The 22,051-nt window shown below is 70.9% G+C and carries 15 protein-coding genes; 10 read left to right on the top strand and 5 right to left on the bottom strand.

The window, feature by feature from the left end; genetic code table 11:
* Window positions 1-58: 58 nt before the first annotated feature.
* From OC490_RS26385 to OC490_RS26370, 4 genes are all read left to right on the top strand, one after another.
* A complete protein-coding gene (locus tag OC490_RS26385; protein ID WP_262060472.1) occupies window positions 59-1,735 on the top strand; it encodes an FAD-dependent oxidoreductase in 1,677 nt (558 codons plus the stop codon).
* Window positions 1,732-3,189 carry an ATP-binding protein gene (locus OC490_RS26380; RefSeq protein WP_262060471.1) on the top strand — a complete coding sequence of 486 codons (1,458 nt, stop codon included), beginning with the start codon at window positions 1,732-1,734 and terminating at the stop codon, window positions 3,187-3,189. Before OC490_RS26385 ends, OC490_RS26380 begins: the two co-directional genes overlap by 4 nt.
* The gene (locus tag OC490_RS26375; protein WP_200709027.1) at window positions 3,186-3,536 is read left to right on the top strand and encodes a UBP-type zinc finger domain-containing protein; all 351 of its coding nucleotides are present in this window, start codon (window positions 3,186-3,188) and stop codon (window positions 3,534-3,536) included. Before OC490_RS26380 ends, OC490_RS26375 begins: the two co-directional genes overlap by 4 nt.
* A 75-nt stretch (window positions 3,537-3,611) precedes the next feature.
* Complete coding sequence (locus OC490_RS26370) at window positions 3,612-6,575, top strand: helix-turn-helix transcriptional regulator (RefSeq protein WP_262060470.1); 2,964 nt, start codon at window positions 3,612-3,614, stop codon at window positions 6,573-6,575.
* 3 nt (window positions 6,576-6,578) lie between these two features.
* On the opposite strand, the gene OC490_RS26365 is transcribed toward OC490_RS26370, so the two are convergent.
* Genes OC490_RS26365 through OC490_RS26350 form a run of 4 tightly spaced genes read right to left on the bottom strand, consistent with a single transcriptional unit; the run spans window position 6,579 to window position 13,224 of the window.
* Complete coding sequence (locus OC490_RS26365) at window positions 6,579-7,793, bottom strand: SGNH/GDSL hydrolase family protein (RefSeq protein ID WP_262060534.1); 1,215 nt, start codon at window positions 7,791-7,793, stop codon at window positions 6,579-6,581.
* Between the two features lie 44 nt (window positions 7,794-7,837).
* Window positions 7,838-10,204 carry a glycoside hydrolase family 95 protein gene (locus OC490_RS26360; RefSeq protein WP_262060469.1) on the bottom strand — a complete coding sequence of 789 codons (2,367 nt, stop codon included), beginning with the start codon at window positions 10,202-10,204 and terminating at the stop codon, window positions 7,838-7,840.
* Between the two features lie 22 nt (window positions 10,205-10,226).
* The gene (locus tag OC490_RS26355; protein ID WP_262060468.1) at window positions 10,227-12,011 is read right to left on the bottom strand and encodes an alpha-galactosidase D; all 1,785 of its coding nucleotides are present in this window, start codon (window positions 12,009-12,011) and stop codon (window positions 10,227-10,229) included.
* A 40-nt stretch (window positions 12,012-12,051) separates the two neighbouring features.
* Window positions 12,052-13,224 (bottom strand): ROK family transcriptional regulator, encoded by a 1,173-nt coding sequence (locus tag OC490_RS26350; protein ID WP_262060467.1) that lies wholly within the window; start codon window positions 13,222-13,224, stop codon window positions 12,052-12,054.
* 135 nt (window positions 13,225-13,359) lie between these two features.
* On the opposite strand from OC490_RS26350, the gene OC490_RS26345 reads away from it, so the two are divergent.
* Window positions 13,360-14,106, top strand: a complete 747-nt coding sequence (locus OC490_RS26345) for a hypothetical protein (protein ID WP_262060466.1) — start codon at window positions 13,360-13,362, stop codon at window positions 14,104-14,106.
* Between the two features lie 51 nt (window positions 14,107-14,157).
* Here OC490_RS26345 and OC490_RS26340 read toward each other — a convergent pair whose 3' ends face one another.
* Complete coding sequence (locus tag OC490_RS26340; protein WP_262060465.1) at window positions 14,158-15,954, bottom strand: M4 family metallopeptidase; 1,797 nt, start codon at window positions 15,952-15,954, stop codon at window positions 14,158-14,160.
* Between the two features lie 301 nt (window positions 15,955-16,255).
* Here OC490_RS26340 and OC490_RS26335 point away from each other — a divergent pair, with 301 nt between their 5' ends.
* The 5 genes from OC490_RS26335 (at window position 16,256) to OC490_RS26315 (ending at window position 21,983) form a co-directional block, all read left to right on the top strand.
* Complete coding sequence (locus OC490_RS26335) at window positions 16,256-17,512, top strand: serine hydrolase domain-containing protein (protein WP_262060464.1); 1,257 nt, start codon at window positions 16,256-16,258, stop codon at window positions 17,510-17,512.
* A gap of 146 nt (window positions 17,513-17,658) precedes the next feature.
* Window positions 17,659-18,999 (top strand): CAP domain-containing protein, encoded by a 1,341-nt coding sequence (locus OC490_RS26330; protein ID WP_262060463.1) that lies wholly within the window; start codon window positions 17,659-17,661, stop codon window positions 18,997-18,999.
* 66 nt (window positions 19,000-19,065) lie between these two features.
* Window positions 19,066-19,743, top strand: coding sequence for an AIM24 family protein (locus OC490_RS26325; protein WP_262060462.1), 678 nt, complete (start codon window positions 19,066-19,068; stop codon window positions 19,741-19,743).
* A gap of 174 nt (window positions 19,744-19,917) precedes the next feature.
* A complete protein-coding gene (locus OC490_RS26320) occupies window positions 19,918-20,958 on the top strand; it encodes a tetratricopeptide repeat protein (protein ID WP_262060461.1) in 1,041 nt (346 codons plus the stop codon).
* Window positions 20,955-21,983 carry a polyprenyl synthetase family protein gene (locus OC490_RS26315; RefSeq protein ID WP_262060460.1) on the top strand — a complete coding sequence of 343 codons (1,029 nt, stop codon included), beginning with the start codon at window positions 20,955-20,957 and terminating at the stop codon, window positions 21,981-21,983. The genes OC490_RS26320 and OC490_RS26315 overlap by 4 nt, the downstream gene beginning before the upstream one ends.
* Window positions 21,984-22,051 lie beyond the last annotated feature (68 nt).

Here is a 22,051-nt window from a genome sequence, read left to right as displayed (position 1 = left end):
GGCGCGGTGACAACGGCGCCGCCGTGCCGTCAAGCCGACCACTCGGGGTGGGAGACGTATGGCACAGGCCGCCGAATCCGCGCGGACCGTCATCTTGACCGTGGACGACGATCCGGGAGTTTCCCGTGCAGTCGCCCGTGACCTGCGGCGGCGCTACGGCGAGTCGTACCGGATCGTGCGCGCGGAGTCAGGTGAGTCCGCGCTCGACGCGCTGCGCGAGCTGAAGCTCCGCGGGGATCTCGTCGCCGTGATCCTGGCCGACTACCGCATGCCGCAGATGAACGGCATCGAGTTCCTGGAACAGGCCCTCGATGTGTATCCCGGCGCGCGTCGGGTGCTGCTGACCGCGTACGCGGACACGGACGCGGCGATCGACGCGATCAACGTCGTGGACCTCGACCACTATCTGCTGAAGCCGTGGGACCCGCCGGAGGAGAAGCTCTACCCGGTCCTGGACGACCTTCTGGAGGCGTGGCGCAACAGCGACTACCGGCCCGTGCCCGCCACGAAGGTGGTCGGACACCGCTGGTCGGCGCGCTCCTCGGACGTGCGGGAGTTCCTGGCCCGCAACCAGGTGCCGTACCGCTGGTACTCGGCGGACAGCCCGGAGGGACTGCGTCTGCTGTCCGCCGCCGGGGAGGACGGGCAGCGGCTGCCACTCATCATCACCGCCGACGGGTCGGTGCTGGTCGAGCCGGAGGCACCCGAGCTGGCCGCGGAGGTGGGGCTCGCGACCACACCGACGGCCGACTTCTACGACCTCGTCGTCATCGGCGGCGGCCCGGCCGGGCTCGGCGCGGCCGTCTACGGGGCCTCGGAAGGGCTGCGGACCGTCCTCGTGGAACGGTCGGCGACCGGTGGGCAGGCCGGGCAGAGTTCGCGGATCGAGAACTACCTCGGTTTCCCTGACGGCGTGTCCGGGGCCCAACTCACCGACCGGGCACGGCGGCAGGCCACCAAGTTCGGCGCCGAGATCCTCACCGCGCGCGAGGTCACGGGTCTTGAGGCCAACGGGTCGGCCCGGGTGGTGCATTTCGCGGACGGTTCGGCCGTCGCCGCGCACGCCGTGATCCTGGCGACCGGGGTGTCGTACCGGCAGCTGGAGGCGCCCGGCACGCCCGATCTGACGGGCTGCGGGGTCTACTACGGCTCGGCGCTGACCGAGGCCGCCTCCTGCCAGGGGCACGACGTGTACATCGTCGGCGGTGCCAACTCGGCGGGGCAGGCGGCGATGTACCTGGCCCGGGGCGCCAAGTCGGTGACCCTGCTGGTGCGTGGTCCGTCGCTCACCGCGTCGATGTCGTACTACCTGATCCAGCAGATCAACGAGGCCGAGAACATCGCGGTCCGCACCGGCACGGTCGTCGAGGCCGCGCACGGGTCCGACCATCTGGAGCAGCTCACCCTGCGCGACACGGAGACCGGGGCGACCGAACTCGTCGACGCGCAGTGGATGTTCGTGTTCATCGGCGCGGCCCCGCTTACCGACTGGCTGGACGGCGCGGTGCTGCGCGACGAGCGCGGGTTCATCCTGGCCGGGCCCGACCTCACCGCGGACGGAAAGCCGCCCGCGGGCTGGGAGTTGGACCGGTCGCCGTATCACCTGGAGACCAACATTCCCGGCGTGTTCGTGGCGGGCGACGCGCGCGCCGAGTCCGCGAAACGCGTCGCGTCCGCCGTTGGAGAGGGAGCCATGGCCGTGATGCTCGTCCACCGCTACCTGGAGCAGTCATGAGCGGGCAGGTGCTGCCGTGCAGCCCGCAGGAGATCGGCACGCTGTTCCTGTTCGAGAAGCTGACGCCGGAGCAGCTCGGCAGGCTGTGCTGCGACGGACAGGTGGAGCAGTTCGAGGCCGGGCCCGTCTACACCGAGGGTGATCCCGCCACCTGCTTCTACGTCATGATCGAGGGCACCGTGGTGCTGTCGCGCCGCGTCGGCGAGGACGACGTGGAGGTCGCGCGGACCTCGCAACGCGGCGTCTACACGGGCGCGATGCAGGCCTACATCGGCGACCGGGTGCAGCAGGTGTACCTCAACTCGATGCGGGTGACAGAGACTACGCGGTTCTTCGTGCTGCCCGCCGAGACGTTCGCGGCCATCATGAGCGAGTGGTTCCCGATGGCCGTTCATCTGCTGGAGGGGCTCTTCTTCGGCCAGAAGAGCAGCCAGTTGGCGATCAGCCAGCGTGAACGGCTGCTGGCGCTGGGCTCGTTGTCCGCCGGACTCACGCACGAACTGAACAACCCCGCCGCCGCTGCCGTCCGGGCCACCTCGACGCTGCGGGAGCGGGTGGCGAAGATGCGGCACAAACTGCGCGTCATCTCCTCCGGCCCGTACTCGCGCGAGGACCTGGCCAACCTCATCGACATCCAGGAGCGCACGGCCGAACGGGTCGCCAAGGCACAGACGTTGAGCCCGCTGGAGGCCTCGGACCGCGAGGACCAGCTCACGGACTGGCTCGACGACCACGGCGTCACGGAGTCCTGGCAGATCGCGCCGACGTTCGTGCAGGCCGGTCTCGACGTCGAGTGGCTCGACCAGGTCGCGGCGGCCGTGGACGAGGAGATCCTGCCGGGAGCGATCGGCTGGCTCAACTACACGGTCGAGACAGAGCTGTTGATGACGGAGATCGAGGACTCCACGACCCGTATCTCCAACCTCGTGGGCGCCGCCAAGCAGTACTCGCAGCTGGACCGCGCGCCCTACCAGGTCGCCGATGTGCACGAACTCCTCGACAGCACACTGCTGATGCTCGGCGGCAAGGTCGGCGACCGCATCAAGGTCGTCAAGGAGTACGACCGTACGCTCCCGAAGATCCCGGCCTATCCGGCGGAGCTCAACCAGGTGTGGACGAACCTGATCGACAACGCGGTGTCCGCCATGAACAGCGCCGGCGGGGAAGGCACGTTGACCGTGCGGACGGCGCTGGTGCGCGATCAGTTGATGGTGGAGTTCCGGGACACGGGGCCCGGTGTGCCGCAGGAGATCCGGAGCCGTATCTTCGATCCGTTCTTCACCACCAAGCCGGTGGGCGAGGGCACGGGTCTCGGTCTGGACATCTCCTGGCGGATCGTCGTCAACAAGCACCACGGCACGCTCCAGGTGGAGTCGGTACCGGGCGACACCCGCTTCCAGGTCCTGCTCCCCCTCACCGCCACGGACAACGAGACGCCCGAGGAGTCCGCATGAACGACATCACCGGAATCGACCCCAGCGTCCCGCCGAGCGGCGCGGGCTGCGTGGAGTGCGACGCGGCCCAGGGCTGGTGGTTCCACCTCCGGCGGTGCGCGCAGTGCGGTCACGTCGGCTGTTGCGACGACTCCCCCGCCAAGCACGCCACGGCCCACTACCAGTCCACGGGACACCCGTTCATCCAGAGCTACGAGCCGCGCGAGGACTGGTTCTGGAACTTCACCACCTCCGAGCTGTACGACTCCGGTCCCGAACTCGCCGCCCCGGTGAGCCACCCCGCGGACCAGCCGGTGCCGGGTCCCGCGGGACGCGTTCCGGCGAACTGGGCCGAGACCCTGCGCTGAGCGGAGCCGCCGGGCGGGATCGTCTCCCACCCGGCGGCCAGGTGCGTTGTCAGCGGCGCGTGCCAGGATGGGGACGTGTCGCAATCCGTAGCAGCAGCGCCGCTCATCGGCAGGGACGAGGAACTCGCCCGCCTCGCCGGTGCGCTGGAGCGCGCCCGCGCGGGCACGGCCGGGGCGGTGCTGATCGCCGGGGACGCGGGCGTCGGCAAGACCCGGGTCCTCGACGAGGTGGCGGCGCGGGCGACGGACGCCGGCATGACTGTCCTGACCGGGCACTGCGTCGACCTCGGTGACGTCGGTCTGCCCTATCTGCCGTTCACCGAGATCCTCGGAGCGCTCGCCGACGACGACCGCTTCACCGCCGCCCTGGCCGCCCATCCGGCGGTCGACCGGCTGCTCGGCGCCGGCACGGACGCGGCCCGGGACGCCGGCGGCAGACTGCGCCTCTTCGAGGGCATCGCCGGACTGCTCGCCGACCTCTCCGACATCGCTCCCCTGCTGCTGGTCCTGGAGGATCTGCACTGGGCCGACCAGTCCTCCCGCGACCTGCTCCGCTTCCTGCTCAGCCGCGGCATCCTCCAGCGCCCGGCGGGCGGGGCGCCCACCCACCGCCTCGCGGTCTTCGCGTCGTACCGCGCGGACGACCTCCACCGCCGCCATCCCCTACGGCCGCTGCTCGCCGAGCTGGTCCGGCTGCCCGCCGTGGAGCGCCTGGAGCTGCGGCCCATGGGGGACGCGGAGGTCGCCCGGCTGGTGCGCGCCCTGCGCACGGGCCCGGTGCCGGACGGCACGGTCCGCCGGATCGTCGAGCGCGCCGAGGGAAACGCCTTCTACGCCGAGGAGTTGCTCGCGGCCACCGACATGGAGGCGGGTGGCGTGCCGAGCGGTCTCGCCGACGTCCTGCTGATCCGCTTCGAGCAACTCTCCGACACCGCCCAGCAGGTGCTGCGCACCGCCGCCGTAGCAGGCCGCCGGGTCGAGTACGACCTGCTGCGGGACGCGGTCCAACTCCCCGAGGACGAGCTGGAGTCGGCGTTGCGGGAGGCCGTCGAGCGGCAGCTCCTGGTCCCTTGGCACGGCGACACGTACTCCTTCCGGCACGCCCTCGCCCGCGAAGCGGTGTACGCGGATCTGCTCCCGGGCGAGCGCTCCCGGCTGCACGGCTCGTTCGCCCGCCTCCTCGCCGGGCGCGGTCACCCCGCCGAGAGCGCGGCCGAGCGCGCCCACCACTACCGCGAGAGCCACGACCTGGCCGAGGCCCTGGCCGCCTCCCTGGAAGCCGCCGACCACGCACAGCGGGTGGGCGCGCCCGCCGAGGAGCTGCGGCATCTCGAAACCGCCCTCGATCTGTGGAGGTCGGTCGATCCGGCGGCCCGGCCCTCCGGCGAGGGCACCGACAGCGTGACCCTCACCCTGCGGGCCTCCGCTGCGGCGGCGCACGCCGGGGACGCGCACCGCGCGGTCTCCCTCACCCGGTCCGCGCTCGCCGGGATCGGTCAGGACACGGACTCCGAGCTGGCCGCCCGGGTCCGCTACACGCTGGCCGGCAATCTCATGGGCGTCGACAGCCTCACCGCCGCGTTCGCCTACAGCAGCGAGGCCCTCGCGATGATCCCCGCCGAGCCGCCCTCGCGGACCTGGGTGTGGGCGGCGGCCACCCATGTGCTGACGGCACGTCAGGTCGGTGAGGACGAGATCGCCCTGCGGGTCGCCCGGCAGGCCCTGCGCATCGCCGAGGAACTCCAACTGGTCGACGCCCGGGCCGATCTGCTGATCTCGCTGGCCACGCTCGAAAAAGGCGGCCGGCGCACGAAGGAGGGCCGCGAGCGGCTCGCCCAGGCTCGCGAGCTGGCCCGGCAGGCCGGGCACGCGCCCGTGGAGATGCGCGCGCTGTTCCATCTGGCCATCGGCAACTTCGAGTCCGGGCACCTGGAGGAGTCCCTGCCCTGGCTCACCGAAGGACTGGACCGGGCCCGTCGCGCCGGACTGCTGTCCTCGCCGTACCCGCTGGAGATGCGCTACCTCCAACTGCTGGTGCTGTACACGCTCGGCCGCTGGGACGAGTGCGAGAAAGCCGCCACGAGCGACGCGAACGTGTTGCCGCGAATGGGCGGCTTCACCATGGGACCCGCACTTTATGTGGCCCTGGCACGCGGCGACTTGAGGGCCGCCGACCGGGCGCGCGCGCTGCTGGAGGGGCCGTTCGACTGGATGGCCTCCATGGTGGCGGGCATCGCCCTGACCGACACCGGCGGCCTGCGGGACGATCCGGAGGCGGCCGTGGAGGCGATGCGCACGGCTGTCGTGGCGCTCACCGACGATTCCGGCCGGCGTCCCGACCTGACGGTCCGGCTCGCCGCCCTCGCCCTCGCCCCGGTCGCCGACCGGGCCGCGGCACTGCGGCTCACGGGCGACGAGGCAGGGGTGCGCCGCTGGACGGACACCGCGACGGAACTCGTCGAGCTGGCGCGGGCCGTGGCGCAGGAGGGCGACGGCCACCGCCCGCAGGGGCCGGAAGGAATGGCCTGGCTGGCGCGCGCCGAGGCGGAGTGGACGCGGGCGACCACGGGACCGGACGCGGCGGCCTGGGAGAAGGCGGTGACCGCGTTCGACTACGGCGATGTCTATGAACGGGCGCGCTGCCAATTCCGGTTCGCCGAAGCCCTGTTGGCAGCCGACCGACGTGAGGAGGCCGCCGCCCAGGCACGTGCGGCCCGGGAGACGGCCACCCGGCTCGGTGCCGCGCCCCTGCTCACGCGGCTGGACGCACTCGTCCGCCGTGGCCGCCTCGGCGATCCGGCGGCGGACGCCGGGGAGCGCCCCTCGCCGCTGACGGCCCGCGAGCAGGACGTGCTGCGGCTGCTCGCGCTCGGCCGCAGCAACCGTCAGATCGGCGAGGAACTGTTCATCACCGGCAAGACGGCGAGCGTCCATGTCTCCAACATCCTCGCGAAGCTGGGTGCCGCGAGCCGTACGGAGGCGGTGGCGATCGCCTACCGGCAGGGACTGATCACCCCGGAGGCGAGGACGTCCGGCTGAGGTTCACCGCCCGCAGTCGAGACCGGCGAGGTCGACCGCGTCGGCCATGGCCTGCATCCCCTTGTCGTTGGGGTGCAGGTGGTCGCCGCTGTCGAAGAAGGGCAGCATCCTTTCCTGGTCGTAGGGGCTGCGGAGGATGTGGTCGAAGTCGGTGACGCCGTCGAACTCCCCGCTGTCCCTGATGAATTGGTTCACCTCCACACGTACCGCCTCGCCCGCCGGATCCCATTCGGACCAGCCCTCGAACGGCCCGACCGTGGCACCGACGACACACTTCCCGGCCGCGTGTGCCCGGTCGACGATCTCGCGGTAGCCGGCGATCAGGTCCTGGGCGGTGACGCCGCTGTGGGCCTTGATGTCGTTGACGCCTTCGAACAGGAACACCGTGCGGACACCGGGCTGCGACAGGACGTCCCGCTGCAGCCGCCTGAGGGCGCTCTGCCCGGCGCCGTCCGCGAGCACCTTGTTGCCGGAGATCCCTTCGTTCGCGACTCCCCTGACGGCCGTGCCGGCCCGCTGGAGCCGTCGGGCCAGGTAGTCGGGCCAGCGCCGGTTCTGGTCCGTCGTGCTCGCCCAGCCGTCCGTGATGGAGTCGCCCAGGGCGACCACGGCCCCCGTGTCCGCGCCCGTCCGTACGGTGACGGCGTCGAGGTAGTACCAGGCGCCGACGGTGTCGGTCCAGGCGGTGCCGCTCTCCTCGGACGTGTGGTCGCCCTGGGTCGCGTACGACGTCTGCATGGCGAGTCCGTGACCGGTCGCCGGGCCCGCCGCGTCCGGGCTGTGGATGCTGACCACCAGGTTGGTGGCGGCCGGCAGTGCCCCGGTCAGCGGGTCGCTGTAGGCGGTCGCCCCGGCGGGGACGGTGATCGTCCGTCCGCCGCCGAAGGTGAGCCGCCGGTTGGAACGGGGCACCAGCGTGGCGCCCTCCTTCTGCACGCCCGCGTAGACGCTGTCGAAGGTCACCGGCCGGTCGCCGAAGGCGTTGGAGAGCCGGATCCGCAGCTCACCGCCCGCGACACTGGTGTGCACGACCATGCGGTAGCCGCGGCCGGCCACTCCGTCGCCCATGCGGTCTGCGCTCGCTCCCCAGGTGACGACGGTGTGCGAGCCACCCGGGGCCGTCGCCGCCGTCGCCGCTGCCGCTGCCGCTGCCGCTGCCGCAGGGACAGTGGGCTCCGACCTTGCCTCCGCGGGCACGGTCTGGAGAGCCACCGCCATCATCAGGAGAGCCGGCCCACGGCGCAACCATGCCCGTCGGCCCGTCACCGGGCGAAGTCCCGCAGGGTGACGGACGCGCCCGGTGTCAGCCGCACCGTCCGGGTGGTGGCGCCGAAGGCCACTGTCGTGGTCCGGCCGTTGATACTGCGGATCTTCACCTCGGTCGGCTTCCCGTTCTTCCAGTGGAGGTCCACGACGAAGCCGCCGCGGGCGCCGACACCGGTGACGGATCCGGACTCGGCCCATGCGTCGGGGAGGGCCGGGAGGAGTTCCAGATGGCCGGGGCGGGAGTAGAGGAGCATCTCGATCATCGCGGCGGGGGTGCCGAAGTTGGCCTCGATCTGGAAGATGCCGCGGCCCACGTCGACCTGGTAGATGTCGAAGAGGTTGGAGGCGGTGCCGTTGCTGCCGTTGGTGGACGGGCGGAGGTTGTTGACGATCAGCTGGTAGGCGTTGTCGGCGTTCTTGAGCCGCGACCAGCACAGGCTGCGCCAGGCGTTGGCCCAGCCGAAGCTCTCCATGCCGCGGGCGGTGAGCAGGGCGGTGGCGCCGTCGACGATGTCCTTCGGGGTGGAGCCGTCGGGGCGGATGCGGTCGCCCGGGAAGAGTCCGATGAGCGGGGACAGGTGCCGGTGTGTGGTCTCCCCGAGGTTGTCCGGGGACATCCACTCCTCCAGCCAGCCCGTCTTGGGGCTGACCACCGGGAGATACAGCTTCTTGCGGAGCCCGGCGATCGTGCCCGCGTAGCCGGTGTCCTTCTTCAACTCGGCTGCCGCGACGCAGTAGTTGCCGAACAACGCCCACACCAGTTCCTGGGCGTAGGTGATGCCCTTCGCGTCGAGCGGACCCTGCTCGGGCGACCAGTCGCTGTCGGCGATCAGCACCTCCTTCGAGCTGCCGGGCAGCGTCGTGGTGAGCAGTCGCGCCTCCCAGAACTCGACGGCGCCCTTGAGGAGCGGGTAGATCTTCGCGAGGTGGGCGCGTGAGCCCGTGAACTCGTAGTGCTCCCAGAGGGTGTTGCTCAGCCAGGCGTTTCCGGCCGGGTGCCACCACCAACCTCCGCCGCCGTAGGGGTTGGTGGAGATGGCGACGGTCCAACCGGCGTTCTTTCCGCTGGAGTTGCGGTAGCGGTTGCGGGGGTCGTTGAAGAGTCTGCGCGTGACGTCGGTCCAGTCGGGGAGCTGGGCGACGCAGTAGTCGGTGAACGCGTCGAAGCACTGGGAGAGTCCGGCGCGGTCGGCCATCCAGTAGTTCATCTGGATGTTGATGTCGGTGTGGTAATCGCCCATCCAGTCGGGGTCGTTGCCGTCGAGCCAGTTCCCCTGGAGGCCCATCGGCAGGCTCCCCCGGGAGCCGGCGATCATCAGATAGCGGCCGAACTGGAGGTAGGCGGCTTCGAGTTCGGGGTCGGCCACGCCGTCGCGGGCTCGGGCCTGGAGCCGCTCCCAGGTGTCCAGGGCGCGCTGGTCGGCGGACGAGGTACCGAGCGCGATGCCCAACTGCCCGAACAGCGCTCCGTGATCGGCGACATGGGTGTGCAGCAGGGTGGCCGCCGTGTGCTTGGCGGCTGCGGCGACCTTGGTGCGGGCCAGCTGCTGCGGGTCGAGGGACGGATCGCGGTAGTGGGCCGCCGCGTTGGGCGCGTAGTTGGTGCCGCCGCTGACTACGACGGTGACGTCCTTGCAGCCGGTGAACGCGACGCGTGAGCCGTTCACCGTGACGCTGCCGCCGGTGCCGTACGCCGTGACGGCGGCGCCGTAGCGCAGGCCGTTGGCCAGGGTGCCGCCGAACGAGCGGGCGTCCGCGGCCGGTTCGCCGTGCGTGCCCGCGAGGTCGACGGTGCCGGTGTAGCGTCCGCCGCCGTTCTGGGTGAAGTGCAGGACGATCACGTCGTCGGGTCGGCTGGCGAACAGCTGCCGCTGGTACGTCACTCCGGAGCGGACGTACGAGGTGGTGGCCACGCCCTGTTCCAGGTCGAGGGTGCGGCGGTAGCCGGAGACCGCGCCCAGGTCGTGGTCGGGGATGTCGACGGTGAGTCGGGCCAGCAGCGTGAGGGAGCCGAAGTCGGCGCGGCCGTAGGGGAATTGACCGTCCGAGTCGAGGGTGTCGTTGAGGCCGCCGGTCCACATGGTGGCGTCGGTGACGAGGAGGACCTCGTGGCCGGGGTCGTTGCTCGCGAGGGCACCAAGCCGGCCGTTGCCGACGGGGAGGCCCTGTTCGATCATCGAGTTGTCGTCGGCGGGCGCCTGCCACCACAGGGTGTTGCGTGAAGTGCCGCCGCTGTATGTGGTGTTGGCGGGTCGCTCCGGCGTCGCCGAGGCGGTGAAGGCGGGCAGGCCGACGAGGGCGCCGGTGGCCGCGGCGAGGGCGAGGACGTTGCGTCTGGGCAGGTCGAACGGTGCACTGGACATGGGGATCTCCGAAAAGGTCGGCTCAGGAGGAGGACTTGGGCACGTCGATCCGGTCGATGTCCGGTGCGTAGCTCGAACCGCTGTCGAAGGTGATGGTGTTGGCGCCCGCCTTCAGGGCCACCGGCACGCTGACCGTCCCGACGGTCCCCCAGTCGCCGGTGGACGGGAACTTGTGGCTGGTGGCGCCGTTGCCGTTCGCGGAGATGGCCACCGAGCGGGAGTCGCCGCTGACGTAGGCGATCTTCACCTGGTAGGTGCCGGCCTTGGCGGCGACGACGTTGTTGATGGTGAGCTTGCCGCCGAGGTAGAGGTTGCCGACCTTGTGCGCACCCGAACAGGCCGAGCAGTCCGCGATGTTGGCGTTGCCGCTGAGGGTGTTGGTGGTGGCCTCGGCCTCGTAGGCGGTCGAGGTGACGGCGCTGCCGTGCGGGGTGACGGTGAAGAGGCGGGAACCGTGGGCGGGCAGGGCCTGGGTCACCTTGTTGGTGTAGGAGCCCAGGTCCTCGTGGTTCCAGAGGTCACGGACGTCGGCCTTGCCGGTGAAGCCGAGGGTCGTCCAGTTCGCGGAGACGGCGGCGGGGGCACTGGCGAGGTTGAACAGGGCGACGGTGTAAGTGCCGTTGGGGTTCTTGGCGGCCCACACCTGCTGGGCGTCGGACGGGGTGACGGGACGGGCGGGCGGCGCGTCGCTCTGGTCTACGGCGATGACCTCACGGTTGGTGAGGAAGGAGAGGCCGTAGTCGTCGAGCCGGGTGAGGTCGTCGCCGGTGAACAGCGGGGACTTGGCGACGGCCCAGAGGGTGGCGTAGCTCTGGCGTTCCGCCTTGGTCAGGCCGTCCATCGCGCCGTTGCCGACGTCGAGGGAGTCGAGGTCGTTCCAGCCGCCGGGGCCCGCCTGGCCGGTCCAGGCCGGGGCGTCGTCCCAGCGGTCGTCGACCGAATTCTCCCAGCTGACAAGGGTGTTGCAGTAGCACTCGACGTCGGTGTCGATGCGCCAGCCGTTGGAGTACTTCTTCCAGTCGGCGGCGTGGCCGTAGTCGAGGGACCAGGAGAGTTCCAGGTGGATCGGGCGTCCGGTGGCGGTGATGGCCTTGTTCCAGGCGGCCACGTCGGCAACGTTGTCGTATTGATCACCGCTCTTGCCCGAACCGGGGCCGACACCGTCCAGCTTGAGGAAGTCGTAGCCCCAGCCGGCGATCAACTGGGCCTGCGAGTCGATGTACTTCTGGGCGCAGGGCCGCGAGAAGTCGATCTTGTACGCGCTGTCCCAGCCGTTGGTGGTGCGCAGGTCGCTGTAGACGATGTCGGCGGTGGTGCAGCCGTCCGCGTTCCAGACGGGCGTCTTCCCGTCGCCGTAGGCCCCCTTCTCCAGGCCCGCGGGCAGGTAGATGCCGGCCTTGAGGCCCTTCGAGTGGATGCGGTCGGCGACGGCCTTCATGCCGCTGGGGAAGCGGACCGGGTCGGCCTTCTGGCGTCCGTACTGGTCGAATCCGGACTTCCAGGTCTTGTCCATCCACCAGCCGGCGTCGATGTTGACGTGGTCGTAGCCGTACTTCTTCAGCTTGCTGGCGAGCGCGTCCGTCTGCTTGTCGACGTTCGCCTCGGTGAGGTAGCTGTAGTCGCCGTCCGGGTTGAGGCCGGGGTACTTGGACGACTGCATGCTCCAACTCGACCAGCCCATATAGGGCTTGGCGGCGACGGCCGGCGCGGTGTCCGCGTGCGCGGTGGGGAGGTGGGTGGCGAAGCCGGCGGTGAGGGCCAGGACCACCATGGCTCTCAGGGCGCGAACAGGCGTGAGGGAGTACATCGTTGGGCTCCTCGTGCGGGTCGGAGGGTGATCGTGCGGGCTAGTCGGCGGCTCGGATGAAGGACTGGATCGCGGTGGCGGCGGCCCCGCGCGCCCACTCGTCGAAGGGCAGGGGGCGGGTGCGTACGTCGCAGCGGGCGGCGGAGCCGAAGGCGGCCTCGGCGAAGGAGTCGCGGATCTGCTCGGCGAACAGGTCGTAGGCGGCGAGCCCTTCACCGGAGATGATCACGCGTTCGGGGCCGAGCAGGTTGGCCACGGTCGCGATGCCCCGGCCGATGGCCTCCCCGGCCCGCGCGTAGACCTCGCGGGCTCCGGCGTCGCCCCGGTGGGCGAGGGCCACGGCCTCGGAGGTGTCGGCGACCTGTACGCCCGTCACCTCGCGGACGCGGGCGACGATCGCGGCGTCCCCGGCGATCGCCTCGACGCAGCCGCGGTTGCCGCAGTGGCAGCGGGGCCCGGCGGGATCGACGACGACATGGCCGATCTCCCCGGCGACGCCGTGGGCGCCGGCGACGACCCGGCCGTGTACGACCAGCCCGCAGCCGATGCCCGCGCCGACGGTCACCACGGCGAAGTCCGTGAGACCGGCGCCGGCGCCGAACCACTGCTCGGCGACGGTCAGCGCGCGCACGTCGTTGTCGACCGTGACCGGCAACCCCGTGGTCATGGCGGCCAGTTCGGCGAGCGGTACGTCCCGCCACTCCAGGAACGGCGAGTAGCGGACGACGCCTTCGCCGCGGTCCACGTCGCCGGAGACCGCGAGGCCGAGACCGACCACCTGGATGCCCAACTCGTCCGCCTCGCTGCGGAGTTCCTGGGCCAGGTCCGAGATCGAGGCCAGCACCGCCCTGGGGTCGCGGTCGGTCAGCGGCACATGGCGGGCGACCCGGATGCGGCAGCACAGATCGGTGAGCACGCCGATGATCTCGTCGCCGGCCACCTTGACCCCGATGAACAGCGCGCGCCCGCCGTCGACCCGGACGAGGTTCGCGGGCCGCCCCAGCGCCGGGGGCGCGTCCTCGTCGGCGCCCTCCGCCAGGTACCCCGCCTCGATCAGCGGCCGGACCGCCTTGGTCACGGCCGCCGCCGACAGCCCGGCCCGGCGGGCCACCTCAAGCCGGGTGAGGGGGCCGTGGGACAGCACGGTCGTGAACACCTGTGAGGCGGCCGGCGTGTGGGCCGGAAACGACTCGGTGTGGGGGATCGAGCGCATGGCCGGAACCTAGATGCCTTCTTTTCCGTCGTCAATGAAAGAAGCAGGATTCGTCCGGTCCAAGTTGACGACAGGTCTAACGGAGCTGCCCGAGGCCGGACCCGCGTTGTCAGTGGCGGGCGGCACAATCGCCGTATGACGACGATCGACTGGTCCGAGCTGACCCACGCCTACGGCAGCGCCGAGGACATCCCCGGCCTGTTCGCGCGCCTCGGCGGCTCCGAGGACGAAGCGGTGTGGCAGGAGTTGTGGGGTTCGCTGTGCCACCAGGGGTCGGTGTACGACGCGAGTTGGGCGGCGATGCCCGTGCTCGTCGACATCGCGCTGGAGCGGGCACCGGGCGGGCCGATACAGGCGGTCACCATGGCCGGGCTGATCACCACCGACCCGGACGAGGAGTGCCACCAGCGCTATGCGCGCGAGATAGGCCAACTGCTCGGCGTCGCACGCCGGTTGCGCGCCGACCCGACGCAGGACGCGCACACCTTCGTCTATCTGCAGATGGCCGTGCTCGCCTTCGAGGGCGGCGGCGAGGTGTGGGCCGAGGCCCTGGAGGGCGTGAACAGCGAGGAGTACGACCTCGAATGCCCCGAGTGCGAGGAGGGCCTGTACGTCGCGTTCGGCTCGTACGGCGTCTTCACCTCGGCCGGCGACTACGTGACCGGCGCGGGCAAGGAGGCGGACACCGAGGGGCGGACGGAGTTGATACCGGCCACGCCCGACGCGCTCGACGGCACCGGTGCGCGACTGCACGGCGAGGCGGTCGAGTTCGGGCAGACGGAGGTCGCGACCGCGTTGACGTATGTGTTCGGGAAGGCGAGTTGCCCTTCCTGCGAGGCCGTGTTCACGGTGTCCGAGGAGGTCGAGAAGCAGTGGATCTGAGGCGGCCCGGCCTCCGGGTGCCCCGCTCGTGGCGGGACACCCGGAGGGTCGTCAGTGCCTGGCCGCGGGGGTGTTGGCGACCGTGACGTTCACGGCGGCCCAGGCCTTGTCGACGGTCTGGTACGCCGTGCTGTTCGCGCCGTAGAGGTCCGCCGCCGCCTTCAGCGTGGCGAGGCGCGCGTCGTGGAAGTCGGTGGTGGACACCATGTAGCGGGTGAGCGCGCGGTAGAAGATCGCGGTGGCCTTGGCACGTCCGATGCCGGTGACCGTGGACCCGTCGTAGGTGGGCGAGTCGTAGGCGAAGCCGCCGATCGTCTTGCGTCCGCTGCCCTCGGCGAGGAGGTAGTACGCGTGCGAGGAGACACCCGAACCCGCGTGCACCTCGGCGTCGTAGGTCTGGGGCGACCAGTAGTCGATGGTGCCTTCGAGCTTGTCGAGGGAAGGGTGATCGAGGCGGCGCAGGAACTTCTGGGCGAGGCCGAGTTTCTCGCCGATGAGGTAGTTCGGCGGGTTCTTCGCGTTGTTGGCGCTGAACTCGACGTTGGAGCCGAAGATGTCCGCCAGGGACTCGTTCAGGGAGCCCGCCTCGCCGTACTGGTTGCCGTCCGCGTCGACGCGGGTCGGCTCCAGCTCGGCGGTGGCGTCCACGACACCGTGGGTCAGCTCGTGCCCCGTGACGTCGAGGACGACGAGCGGCTTCTTGAACATGTCGCCGTCACCGTCGCCGTAGAGCATGCAGTCGCAGGTCGAGTCCCAGAAGGCGTTGGCCACCTTGTTGCCGAAGTGGACCATGCCGCGCGCGGCCTTGCCGTCGTTCGCTATGCCCTTGCGGCCGAAGGTCTTCTTGTAGAAGTCGAGGGTCTTGGTGATGCCGTACTGGGCGTCGACGGCGGCGCTGTCGCGGTGCGAGACGGTGCCGTTGCCCCACTTGTCGGTGGTGCTGGTGAACGCCTTGCCGCGCGCGAAGCTCTCCAGTTCCTGCCCCTTGGCGTCGCGGGTCTCGGTGCCCCAGCGCGTCGGGTCCTTGAGGAGGTAACTGGTGCGTGCCGTGCGGGTGGTGGTCAGCGGCACCTTGCCGACGAAGAGGGAGGTGCCGGTGCCCGTGGCGGTGACCGGGTAGTGGGCCGCGCGCGCCGCAGTGGCCGCGGTGAGCGCGGTCGGCTGTGCGGCGGTGCCGGTGGCGGGGTTCAGGGGCTCGCCGCGCTCGCGCAGGGTGTCGAGCAGTTCGGGTGAGAGGAACTCGTCGCTGTCGGGGGTGTTGCTGCGGACCGTGCCGGTGACGGCGTCGATGACGACGGTGCGGGTGCCGGTGGCCTCGGCGGTGTCGCTGTCGCTGACGGGGACCTGGTAGGCGAGGGCGGCCCGGCCGTCGCGGGCGTCGACCACGAGGCGGGCGGTGCCCGCGTCGCCCTTCGCGACGGCCGCGGCCTTCGTCTCGGCCTCCGCCGCCGTCAGTTCGGGGCGGGTGGTGGCGGGTTCGACGCTGCGGTCGGCCGCCCTGGTGACTCCGGTGTAGGCGAGCCGGTGGGAGAGGTGGACGACGAGGTCGCCGCCGAGGACCGGCATGCCCTGGTGCGTACGGATGAACCGGACATGACGTGCGCCCTCGGGGTCGATCATCACGTCCTTGGCCCGGAGTCCGTCGCCCGGGACGACACCGGTCGCCGCCGCGTGCGCGAAGGCGGCGGCACGCGCGGCGGTGACGACCGACGCGGCGGTGGTGCCGGTGGCCGCCACCGCGTGGTCCGTCCCCGTGGCCGGTCCCGCGAAGGCCGTTCCGGCCAGTCCGGTGGCGGCCGTCGTCACGGCGACGGCGACCGCCAGGCCGCGTATGTGGGATCCACGCATGGGTGAGGGCTCCTCGCTTCGAGGCGGCCGGGATCGCCAACCGCCTTGAGACCGGGCGCGGTTGACAGCGCCCAGGGGGCTGGTCGGGCCCCGAGGCGAAACCCTTACGGATCAGTCATGTGCATGTAAAGCCGAAATCAACGGTTTTCGTGGCTTTCATGGCAATACTTTGCAAATCCGCGTCGCCCAGTGATCAGCGAGTGACCAACTGTGCGACACCTGTGGAGATGTGACGGGCTGCGAGAAGGTTGCCTCGCGCGACTGTGACGGATCTCGCATACAGAGAACGGGAGAGAACCGGATGGTCTCAAGAACGCTGCGCGGAGCCACGGTGTCCGCAGCCGCGCTGGTGACGCTCACGGCGGTACCCGCCCACGCCGCGACCCACGAGCCGGACACCACGGACAGCCGAGCGGTCGCACTCCCGGCGCCCGACATGGCGGGTCTCCGTGCCGTGCTGCGCACCCTGACGACACAGGGCGCACCCGGGGCGATCGCCCGCATCGACGACCGCGGCTCCGTCCGCACGGCCGCCGCAGGCATCGACGACCGCGCGACACACCGGGCCATCGACAACGCCGACCGCTTCCGGATCGGCAGCGTCACCAAGTCGTTCTCCGCCGTCGTCCTGCTCCAACTCGTCGACGCGCACAAACTCGACCTGGACGCCTCGGTCGACCGCTACCTGCCCGGCCTGCTGCCGGACAAGCGGATCACCGTGCGGCACCTGCTGAGCCATCGCAGCGGCCTGTACGACTACACGAACTCCATGTTCGCCAACTCGGTATCCGGTTTCGAGGCCGTACGCGACAAGGTCTTCACCTACCGGCAGCTGGTGCGGCTGTCCCTGAAGCACCCGCGCACCAACGCGCCGGGCGCCGCCTATTCGTACTCGAACACCAACTTCGTGGTCGCCGGGATGCTCATCGAGAAGCTGACCGGCCACTCCGTGGGGACCGAGTACCGCAACCGCATCATCAAGCCGCTCAAGCTGCGCGACACCTTCTACGTCCACCCGGAGACGAAGATCCCGGGCCGCCACGCCCACGGTTACCTCACCCAGGACCGCGCGGGCACGCAACCGGTCGACGCGACCGACCAGACGGTGTCCTGGGCCCAGAGCGCGGGCGCGCTCATCTCCACCACCCACGACCTGAACACCTTCTTCTCCGCCCTGCTCTCCGGCAGGCTCACCTCCGCCGCCGCGCTCGCGCAGATGGAGCGGTGGACTCCGGTCAACAGCACGACGCGGTACGGCCTCGGGCTGCGCCGGCGCGACCTGTCCTGCGGCGTCTCCGTGTACGGCCACACGGGCGCGGTGCAGGGTTTCTACACCTACTCCTTCACCTCGGAGGACGGCCGCCGCAGTCTCACCGCGCTGGCCAACACCTCCAACAACGGCACGGTGCTGAACACGATGGCGGGCACCCTGGAGTCGGCGTTCTGCGGCAAGCGCACCAGGACGATCGAGGGTTCACCGCTCACCGGCCGGGGCTCCTACGTGACCGAACGGCACATGGCCTACGAGGACATCGCGCCGGGCATCGCCCGCGACTGAGTGCACGCGAGGACGGGGCCCGGGAAGCGCCGCCGCCCGGGCCCCGTCGCGCCCTGCGGGAACCCTCCCGCCCCGGTGGGACGTTGAGTGGGGGACGAACTCCCCCACCGGGTACTCCCCCGGGCACGAACAGCGAGGGCGGTGCCATGGACGAGCTGGTGCCGGGCGGCAATCTGCCTCTCCCGGGCGGTGCCATGACCCTGCGGGTGCCCGGCCCGTTCGACGTGTCGGCGTTGATCACGGACGAGAGCGGCAAGGTCGGCGGTGACGCGGACTTCGTGTTCTACAACCAGCCGACCGTGACCGGAGCCCGCCTCCAGGGCGACACCCTGACCGTCGACCCGGCCCGCCTCCGCGCCGGCGCCGCCCGGGTCACCGTCGTCGTCAGCCCCGCCGACCCCGGCACACCACTGGGCCGCCTGCCGGCACCCACCCTGCATGTCGCGGACGCGGGCAGCCGTCCGCTCGCCCGTTTCACCCCGGCCCGCCCCCAGCGGGAGACCGTCCTGCTCCTCGCCGAGCTCTACCGTCGCGGCACGGACTGGAAGCTGCGTGCACTGGGGCAGGGCTACGCCGACGGACTCGCGGGCATCGCACGGGACTTCGGCGTGGACATCGTCGAGGACACACCTCCTGCCGCCGTGCGATCGGCGTCCGTGCCCGCTCCCCGCTCGGCGCCCCGCCCCGGCCTGCCCAACTCCCCGGCACCTGACCCCACCGGCTTCGTGACCCTGGTCAACTCCGCGCGTGCCAAGGCCGGTTGCCCGCCGGTGTCCCCGGACTCCCGCCTCACCTCCGCCGCACAGGCCCATGTCTCCGACATGGCCGCCGCAGGGCACCTCAGCACCGAGAGCCGCGACGGCACCTCCGTGTACCAGCGCGTGACCCACGCCGGATACACCTATCTCACCGTCGGCGAGCACCTGGTCTCGGGTCCGCGCACCCCCGCGGAGTTCGTCGACTACTGTCTCCGCACCGAACAGGCCCGACACACGCTGCTGGAGCAGGCCTTCACCCACGTGGGACCGGCCCAAGCCGTCGATCCCCGCTCCGGTGACGTCTACTGGACGGCGTTGTGGGCAACGCCGATCACCACGGGCAACCTGGCCCAGACAGCGGCGAAAGTCGTCGAGTCGACCAACGCGGAGCGGGCCAGGGCCGGGCTGCCTCCCCTGGCCGTGGACCCATTGCTCGCCGCCGCCGCGCAGGCGCACAGCACGGACATGGTGGCCCGGGCCTTCTATTCGCACACCTCCCCCGACGGCTCCCAGCCCTGGGACCGGGCCGCCGCCGCGGGCTCACGCAGGCGCACGATCGGCGAGAACATCGCCTGCGGTCAGCGCTCCCCCGCCGAGGTCGTGGAGGGCTGGATGAACAGCCCCGGCCACCGTGCCAACATCCTCAAGCCGGACTTCACCCACATAGGCATCGGCTTCGCGGGCGGCGGACAGATGGGGACGTACTGGACGCAACTCTTCGGCGCCTGACCGTCCGACGAGGTCACCCCCTCCACGATCTTGGCGGAATGAGATCTTCCGGGTCAGGATGCCCGCATGAAGGGTGATCTGTTTTCCAGTGAGCACATGGTGCAGCCGGCCACCGCGCCGGGCATGACCGTCGAGAATGCCAAGTGCATCAGGTATGCGGTCAACGGCGAGATGCTCGCCCGCCAGGGGGCGATGATCGCCTACCGCGGCAACCTCCAGTTCGAGCGCAAGGGCCAGGGCGTTGGCGGCATGCTCAAGCGTGTGGTCACCGGTGAGGGCCTGCCGCTGATGGCGGTGCGCGGCCAGGGCGAGGCGTGGTTCGCGCACGAGGCGCAGAACTGTTTCGTGGTCGAGATCGACCCCGGTGACGAGTTCACCGTCAACGGCCGCAACGTCCTGTGTTTCGACGCCTCGTTGTCGTACGCGATCAAGACGGTGAAGGGCTCCGGCATCGCCGGCGGCGGCCTGTTCAACAGTGTCTTCAGCGGGCAGGGCAAGCTGGGTCTGGTCTGCGAGGGCAACCCGCTGGTCATACCCGTCTCGCCGCAGTACCCGGTGTTCGTCGACACGGACGCGGTGGTCGGCTGGTCGGCCAACCTCCAGACCTCGCTGCACCGTTCGCAGTCCATCGGGTCGATGCTGCGGGGCGGCTCGGGCGAGGCCGTCCAACTCATGCTCCAGGGCGAGGGGTTCGTCGTCGTACGGCCCAGCGAGGTGACTCCGCAGAAGGCGCAGCAGCACTGAGGTCCGGCGAGTGATCTGCGCCTCACAGGCAACCTCGCCGACCGCATCGACGTCTTGATCCGCAACAGCAGATGACGCCCTGGCCCCCACGGCCAGGGCTGATTTTCGACGCTCTATACACCGCATGTATACACACAGTGTCTACATGCGGTGTATACAAACCGAAAGGCATCGATGTACGGCAAGGCATTCGCTCCGGAGTACCAGGGCGCCCTCACCGCCCTGTCCGTGAACTCCTCACTGGTCGACGTACTGGCCGCCGGCACCGAGCAGTTGGCGGCGGCCGAGCGGTCGGGGCAGCGCGGCGAGGCGGCCCGCTCGGGGCTCGCGGTCGCCGAGGCGCACCGGCGGCTCGGGCAGGTGCGGGAGGCGGACCGGGCGTGGAAGGCGAGTTACCGCGCGGCCCGCGAGGGCGGGGACACGGCCGCGATGGCCTGGGCCCTGTGGAGCGGCGGAACCCTGGCCCGGCAGCGCGGCGCCTTCCCGCTGGCCTGGCGGCTGTTGGGGCTCGCGGCCGAACTCGGCGAGCGCGGCGGCGACATCGTCGTACGGGGATACTCACTGGCGGGCCTCGCCGAGACCGGCCGTATCCAGGGTGACTACGAGGCCGTGGCGCGGCTGCACGAACAGTTGCTGGCCGAGGCCCGCAAGCGCGGCGAGGCCCGGCACACGGTGTGGGCGCTGGAGGGCATCGCACAGATCCATCGCAACAGGGGTTCCTACGACACGGCGTACGCGATGTTCGAGGAGGCGGCCACGATCGCGGCGGGCGCCGACGACCGGCGCGGGCACGCCTGGGCGCTGCGTGGACTCGCCGACATCGTCTCGGTGCGTGACCGGGACCCCGAGCGGGCACTCGGCCTGCTGTCCGAGGCCGAGGAGAGCTGTCGTGCGATGAATCTCTCCAGCGCGCTCGCGTACAACCACAAGATGCGCGGCAACGTCCTGTACCGCGACGGGCGTTACGCCGAGGCGCGGGACCTCTACGAGCAGGCGCTCGCCGAGTTCCGCGCGATGAGCGAGCCGCGCGGCGAGGCGCTCTCACGGCTGGGCCTGGCCAAGTCCCTGGCCCGCCTGGGCCGCGACAGTGCCGAGACAGCGGCCGAACTGGCCGATCTGGCACGGGTGTTGGAGCACATAGGGCTGCGGCACGCGCGCGAGATGGTGGCACGGGCGCAGGACGAGCTGGGCGTCGCGGTGGAGGTCGTACGGTGACGGCGCTCCCCTCAGTCGTAGCGGCACCGACCGCACCCCAAGTCCTCGACCGCTGCCGGGAGTTGGTGCACCCCGCGCTGAAGGAGACGGTCGGGCGGCTGCATCCGTGGCTGGGCGAGTTGGCGGCCTACTCGTTCGGCTGGTGCGAGGTGGGCGGTACGCCCGTCGTCGCGCCGGGCGGCAAGGGCGTACGGCAGGCCCTCGCCGTACTCGGCGCGGAAGTCACCGGTGCGCCTGCGCGGGCCGGGATCGCCGCTGCCGTGACAGTGGAACTGGTGCACACCTTCTCGCTGCTGCACGACGACATCATGGACGGCGACGAGACCCGGCGCCGCCGCCCCACGGTGTGGAAGACATACGGCACGGGACCGGCCGTTCTCGCGGGCGACGCCCTGTTCGCGCTGGCCGTGGAGACGCTCGCTGCGGCCCCGGGCGGCGCGGGCGGGTTGCGCCTGCTGTCCACGGCGCTCGGTGACCTGGTGCACGGACAGGCGGACGACCTGCTGTTCGCGGCGCGTCCCTGGACGGGGCCGGAGCGGGTGCGTCCCGACGAGTACCGGGCGATGGCCGGGGGCAAGACCGGTGCACTGCTGGGTTGTTCGGCCGCGCTCGGTGCCGTACTCGGCGGGGCGCCCCCTGCGACAGTCGCCGCGCTGGACCGGGCGGGACGGCATCTGGGCATCGCCTTCCAGCTGGTCGACGACGTCCTGGGGATCTGGGGCGACCCGGCGGTTACCGGCAAGCCCGTGCACGGCGATCTGCGGGAGCGCAAGAAGACCTTCCCGGTGCTGACCGCGCTCTCCGCCCCCGGCGCTGAGTACCTCGCCGCACTGCTGGAATCGGGTGCCGAACCCGCCGTGACTGCCGGGCTGATCGAGGAGGCCGGTGGCCGTACGGCGACGCTGGCGGAGGCCCGTCGGCACATTGCCGCCGTGGAGACGGCTCTCGCCGGCGTTCCCCTGGAGACCGGGCCGGCCGACGAGCTGCGGTCCCTGTTGGAGTTCCTGGTGCGCCGCGATCTCTGAAACGTGTTGACCTGCACGTCCTTTCCGGGTCAGGGTCGAGACGGCACGGGTCACCTGTCCCCGTGCCG

Origin of the sequence: Streptomyces sp. STR69 (genome assembly GCF_024519455.1) — a bacterium.
GTDB lineage: Bacteria > Actinomycetota > Actinomycetes > Streptomycetales > Streptomycetaceae > Streptomyces.
The sequence above is the reverse complement of the archived record's forward strand: the minus strand, read 5'-3'. Positions and strand labels throughout refer to the sequence as shown.